The following is a 5,571-nucleotide window of genomic DNA, read 5'->3' as shown; positions in this document are numbered from 1 at the left end:
GGAGATCCGCGACGACATCCACGAAGCCTTCCTCACCCTCGCCTGCGCCATCATCTGCTGGCGCCGACTCCAACACTCAAAGAGTTAGGAGTTGTTAAGAACTCACTCCCTGGTGGTCACCAAGCTGTCTCGGGTCTGGTCTTCGCATCGGAAGCCGGCGCTTGTGATGTCTCCGTTGCGCACCAGTTCTCGGATCGCCGCAGTCATCGCCGGCACGCCCGGTTCCGGCACGATTAGCTGGCTAACGGTCCAGAAGTAGCTGCCGTTCGCCACCTCACCTGTCTCCTTCCAGCGCGCCAACAGGCGCCCGACCTCACCGATGGTGAAGATCGTCAGCGCCCACGTGGAGCCATCGGGAAGGTCGACGAAGGCGTCAACGTTGGCCACCGTGTCCACCGTGTCCGTGCCTGGTGCGAGCAGGAACCGTGCCACGAACGTCGGCTCGGTGATGGTGGTGTAAGGATCGCCGGTGCCCATGGACCCCAATCATGGCGCACCCTGCGGCATCTCATCAGCCGCCGTCCGTGCGCGCTAGCCGGCCGGGTGCCGCTACACCCGTGGCGGGCAGCGCCCCGTACCGGAACTGCCGAGAAGAGTTCGGCAAGCGTCTGGCTGCCAATGGATTGCCTGGGCTCGGAGCCATTAAGGTGGTGACCGTGCTTCGTCCGGTCGATGGTGGTTTAGGTTCTGCATGGGAAGGTGGGGCTGGATGCGGCCCGATGTGACCGAAGGTCAGGTCATCCAGGCTGTCGTTAAGGCCGCCGAGGCACTCCTTGATCGCAGCAAGTGGATGGAGATTGGTCTGCTGACCGACACCCTTGACTACATCAAGGGGCACCCTCGACTCCTGCGGAGCCTCAGTTGGGGCGACGATGACTATCTATCCTGTGTCATCGACACGATTCCCGTATTGCTTGGCCGGCCTACCAAAAGTGCGTATCCTGTCTCAGGATCGCGTCGGCTAGACCCGGCCAGACTCCCGAACTTGGCAATCGTCGAGGATTACCTCAACCTTCCCGTATGGCTTCAAGACCAGGAGCCGAACCTCTATGGATCCCTCTACGGTGGCGAAGACGGCGCCGTCCTCGATGAACTTCAAGCCGCAGCAGTTGAGCTCGGAATTCAAGACGTTGACGAACATGCCGCTCGGATTCGTCGCGGTCTTCGAGACGATCCGGCGCAAGCGATCGGCTCTTCAAAGGAGCTATTGGAAACGGTTTTTAAGGCCGTCCTGGACCTGCGTGGAAACGGTCCCGAAACGAAGCAGGACATCCCGCAACTCTTACACGCTGCCAGCAGAAAGTTGGGGTTCCACCCAGGCGGACATCGCGACAATGCGCCGGGTTCCGAACAAAGGCGAAGGCTATTCGGGGCGCTGGCCAGTATCGTGAGCACGACGGCAGAACTGCGCAATTCAGGCTTCGGAACGGGACATGGCGGCACGCAACGCCCTCAACTTGACATTGCTACGGCAAGGCTAGTCGTTTCGGCGGCGGTCGCAGTTGCGACGTTCTATCTGGAAGCACACTCCACAGAGTCGATACGTGAGCCGCCACACGGCTCCTGATGTTCTTCCGAGCAAGACCGGGCAGCCTCCTCTCGCTGACCGGCACGTACTCTTCTGCCGCGGACAGCGCGTTCGCGATGGTTGCCCAGTGCTATTCTGCGCCACCACCGTCTGGGCCATGTCCTGGCCGTGTCCCGCAGTCACCTGGTCCCTCTCGACGGTGGCAAGACCCGGGTGCGAGCTGACCGGGTCGCCGTCGACCTGCCGGCCTCGGCGTGGCAGCGCCGCAGCGCGGGCACCGGATCCAAGGGCCCGCGTTTCTGCGCTTGGGCGTGGCTCGACGACGTCTGGACCGATGCCGACCCCGACGACGGCGGCCACCACAGCCTCCTGATCCGTCGCAACACCACCACCGGCGAGCTGGCCTTCTACCGCTGCTGGACCCCGCGACAGGCCGCTCTTGCCCAACTCGTGCGGGTCGCGGGCATCCGCTGGACGGTCGAGGAGAGCTTCCAGGCCGCCAAGGGCCAGGTCGGTCTCGACCAGCACCAGGTCCGCCGCTGGACTCCTGGCACCGCTTCACCACCCTGGCCCTGGCCGCCCTGGCCGCCCTCGCCGTCCTGGCGATCTGCGCCGCCGACACCGACGACGACTCCACCGACACCGGACTGATCAAGCTGCCCGGCAACGAGACCCGCCGGCTGATCAACACCCTCGGTTCTCCGCCCGATCCGCGACCTCACCCATCGTCTGCGCTGGTCAGACTGGCGCCGCCGCCATCAAGCCCGAGCCCGCCAAGCCCACTACACCCGACGCCTCAACCTCGAACTCCAGCCATGATCCCGAACGGCGGCTGCCGTACTAGCGCATGTACGGGAATCTAATTAATCTGACCAGAATGCGGGCCGAGTTTGCGCGCCCGGACCTGATTGAGCAGTAAACTTAGACGGGCGCCGTACTGCAGGCAGTAGGTCCTGGCGGCGAATCGGATCAGGGGCGGTTTATGACGCAGAGGACCTTGCCGAGGATCGTCGCGTGATCGCCGGACAGTATCGGGTAGCGGGGCATCGCTTCGATCATGGAAAGGTGCCCCCAATGACTTCTGGCTGCCGTAGGCGGTCAGCTTCCTAGTGTGGGACCGGACCGAGGTTGACCGACGCCGGGTGACTACTTCCAGCCCTCTGGCAGCTTCCCGCCGTTTACCTTCATCGCTTCCTCCGCTCTCGTGACATCGCCGTACGTCTCTGGCGTCCACATGCTGAAGTCGGTTGCGCCGAGTCGCAGGGCAGAGTCCACAACAAATGCTTCGCAGAAGTCGTAATTTTCGGCGCTGTAGTAGTATTGCCCGTCCAGGTGGACAGCGTAGAGCTCTCCGCCGAACTGCATGTCCACGTGGGGGGTGAGCATCGAGAACCGGGCGTAGCGGGCCATTTCCAGGCCGGCGACCTGCACACGCAGTACGCGCCGCAGTGTGGCGAGTTCGTTGTCGGTCTCCTCGAACGCGGAGGTCACCGAGGAGAGGAGCGCCGAAATCGCCTGCTTCGCGTCGTTGTCCCGGGCTTGGTACCAGGGCGAGATTCTTCGCCTGGATCGGTGATCTTGGTAAGGAGACAGGTGCAGCGTCTCGCGGCTTGATCCGGCGCCGATGCGTTTGCCATGGCCCCAGTCGCTGAGTAGTTGGTGGAAGGCGATCGCCACCTCGGCCATGGCGGTAGGCAGGTCGTCAACGTCGGCCGCGGCCCTGGCCGCGGTGAGTCGGGCGCGCACGTCGTCCTGGGTGACGATGTGGAGCATCGAGATGTCGTCGAAGTCGACGCCGAAGAACCGGGGGCAGTTCATCTCAAGGAAGCGCGTGGCACCGCGGCGAGCACCCTCGATCTGGTCAGGGCCAGGGATTGAGCCGTTGTGTTTGAAACCGTTGCGGTCGTGACCGATCCGGTTGACTGCGTCCAGGCAGGACATCCGGGCTCCGTCGGCTGGGCGAAGTCTCTTCGCGTTGTCGACGAACGCGTCCTTGAGGTTGATGCCCTGGGTAGCGCCTGCATGGTCGACCGCGATAACGAAGAAGAACTCCATGACGTCGTGGAACGCCAGCACCGACGAGAAGCCCAGCGGCGGCGGGGCGTAGGACTGACTGACGGCCTGGTCGAAAAGCAACCGGACGTACCCGAGCCGCTTCATGATCGCCGCGTCGGGAGTGGGCAAAGGCTCTTCAGGCTGCTCCATGGCGGCGATCCTAGGCGCCGATGGTGCTCTTGCGTTGGGCTGGCGAGAGTCGGCTAACGCACCGGTCGGCTGGGGCCAGCAGGCTCGGCCCCATCATCCCAAGATCATCGCTAGCGTGACTCTTCCGAACGTTGGTCCTCGCGCCCTTCACCTGACACCCGTGCGAGAACTGCTGACGGCCAGAGAGAAACTGAGCACTGATACCTCGGCGAAAAGTCCCAGCGGCCCGTGACAGTCAGTACAGCGCCGGTGGGCGAACTGCGGCCTTGGCCAGTCGCTGGGCGCGGGCATGGAGCTCCTCGCGAGCGACCATGGGCGGGGACCATCCGTCGGCCCAGGTGGTGAGGAACCGTTCGGCAGCCTGTTTGCGGGCCGGGGCTGACCCGGCCCGCTGGTAGGCCGAGTCGGCGAGCAGGTCCGCAGCGAGCTGGTCGAAATGCTCGTCGATGTCGGCGTACCGCTGGCGGGCCAGCTCGTCAGCGCGGTCACAGGCCAGCCGCACAGCCGTGTGCGTGACGCGCTCGTCGAGGTCAGCGGGCAGGTGCTGCTGCGCAAACCGGTACCGGCCGCCACCAGGTTTCTCGGCACGGAACCGCGGCATCGCGAGCAGGGCCAGCACGCCGGGCTCGGCCAGTTCCGCGCTCTCGCGCTCGCTCAGCCAACGCCGGTCGTCCTCGTCGTGCCCGCGTTCGCCGCCGCCTTCACCGTCACCGCAGGCGGCGGCTCGGGTGTCGACGAGCAGGTTCTCCCACTCGGTGAACCAGCACGCGGTGTGCTCCCAGAAGTGCACGACGCCGCCAGCGACGAACGCCATCTCGATGCCGTGCAACTGCCCCCGACGGGCGAGCAAATGCCCCGGCGGGTCGGCCACCAGGTCCATGTCCGGGTCGAACAGGTCGACCTCCAGGTACAGAGCGGGAGAGCCCATCCGGTGCGCCAGGGCCAGGAAACCCGGCAGGTCGATCACCTCCGCGTCGAGCTGCACCTCGGGCCCGAGGTCGTGCAACGGCACGGCGGGCACCACGGGCATGGCGTGCTGCTCGGCGAAAGCTGTCGCCGCCGACCGCAGGCTGCTCACGTCGTCCATGATGAAGAACGTAACCACCGCCACGGCCATCCCACGCTCGCCGCGCTGGCACTACACGGCCTGCACTCCTGGACTGGGCGACCCGGGGCGGGCCCGCCCCGGGACTCCCAGACCCTTACGTACGGGAATCTGCCTCCCCGGCGGTCCCCCGCCCCGGACGCCCAAGGGTCCCATGTCTGCCGGACGACTGATCCTCTACCGTCACAGACATGACCAAGCGCGCGGACCTGGTCCTGCTCGGCGACCGGATCTGGTACCTGCCAGACGGGGTGTACGAGCTGCAGTGCATCGCCCGCACCCGCCGAGGACCTCGCTGCCGCAACCCCATCGAGCACGGCCAGATCGCCTCCTGGACACCGATGCGCTCGATCCACGGCCTCATCACCGTCTATGACCTCAGCGACCACGGTGATGCGACGTTGCGGCGCTGGCGAGAGCAGCACTGCGAGTTGCACGACAGCCCCGACATAGTCGACTTCTCATCGCCGGAGCGGGAGCCGTTCGACTCCGTCCGCCACGCCTCGGTGGTGACCTCTCTTGAGGACAAGATCGCCAAGTACACCCGCCATCTGCGCGAGGGCGTTACCGAGGACTGGTGCCCCTGGTATCCAATGCCGATGTAGCCGATCCAGCGTGATGTTAAAAGCTCGGGCCTGCCTAAAGGATGTCTCGTAACTCGGTGAAGCGTTGCCTGGCAACGGTGCTGGCGTCACCCCGCGAGGATGATGTTGTGGAGGTGGGCGATGCCAGC

6 protein-coding genes are annotated in these 5,571 nt (G+C 65.1%); 3 read left to right on the top strand and 3 right to left on the bottom strand.

The annotated features are described in order from the left end of the window. Nucleotides 1–102: 102 nt before the first annotated feature. Entirely contained in the window at nucleotides 103–477 is a 375-nt protein-coding gene (locus tag ACFYZF_RS30540; protein WP_387026640.1) for a hypothetical protein, read from the bottom strand. A gap of 232 nt (nucleotides 478–709) precedes the next feature. Between ACFYZF_RS30540 and ACFYZF_RS30535 the strand changes: the two genes are divergently transcribed. Beyond that, nucleotides 710–1,567: an abortive infection family protein gene (locus ACFYZF_RS30535; RefSeq protein ID WP_387026638.1), complete on the top strand. Its 858-nt coding sequence runs from the start codon at nucleotides 710–712 to the stop codon at nucleotides 1,565–1,567. Nucleotides 1,568–1,741: 174 nt separating this feature from the next. Continuing rightward, entirely contained in the window at nucleotides 1,742–2,179 is a 438-nt protein-coding gene (locus tag ACFYZF_RS30530; RefSeq protein WP_387026636.1) for a hypothetical protein, read from the top strand. Between the two features lie 495 nt (nucleotides 2,180–2,674). On the opposite strand, the gene ACFYZF_RS30525 is transcribed toward ACFYZF_RS30530, so the two are convergent. Both ACFYZF_RS30525 and ACFYZF_RS30520 read right to left on the bottom strand, forming a co-directional pair. Then, complete coding sequence (locus ACFYZF_RS30525) at nucleotides 2,675–3,733, bottom strand: hypothetical protein (protein WP_387026634.1); 1,059 nt, start codon at nucleotides 3,731–3,733, stop codon at nucleotides 2,675–2,677. A 235-nt stretch (nucleotides 3,734–3,968) separates the two neighbouring features. After that, nucleotides 3,969–4,820 carry a hypothetical protein gene (locus ACFYZF_RS30520; RefSeq protein ID WP_387026632.1) on the bottom strand — a complete coding sequence of 284 codons (852 nt, stop codon included), beginning with the start codon at nucleotides 4,818–4,820 and terminating at the stop codon, nucleotides 3,969–3,971. Nucleotides 4,821–5,029: 209 nt separating this feature from the next. Here ACFYZF_RS30520 and ACFYZF_RS30515 point away from each other — a divergent pair, with 209 nt between their 5' ends. After that, nucleotides 5,030–5,443 (top strand): hypothetical protein, encoded by a 414-nt coding sequence (locus ACFYZF_RS30515; RefSeq protein WP_387026630.1) that lies wholly within the window; start codon nucleotides 5,030–5,032, stop codon nucleotides 5,441–5,443. The last annotated feature ends 128 nt before the right edge of the window (nucleotides 5,444–5,571 follow it).

It is taken from the genome of Micromonospora sp. NPDC001898 (assembly GCF_042891255.1).
Lineage (GTDB): Bacteria > Actinomycetota > Actinomycetes > Mycobacteriales > Micromonosporaceae > Micromonospora.
The sequence above is the reverse complement of the archived record's forward strand: the minus strand, read 5'-3'. Positions and strand labels throughout refer to the sequence as shown.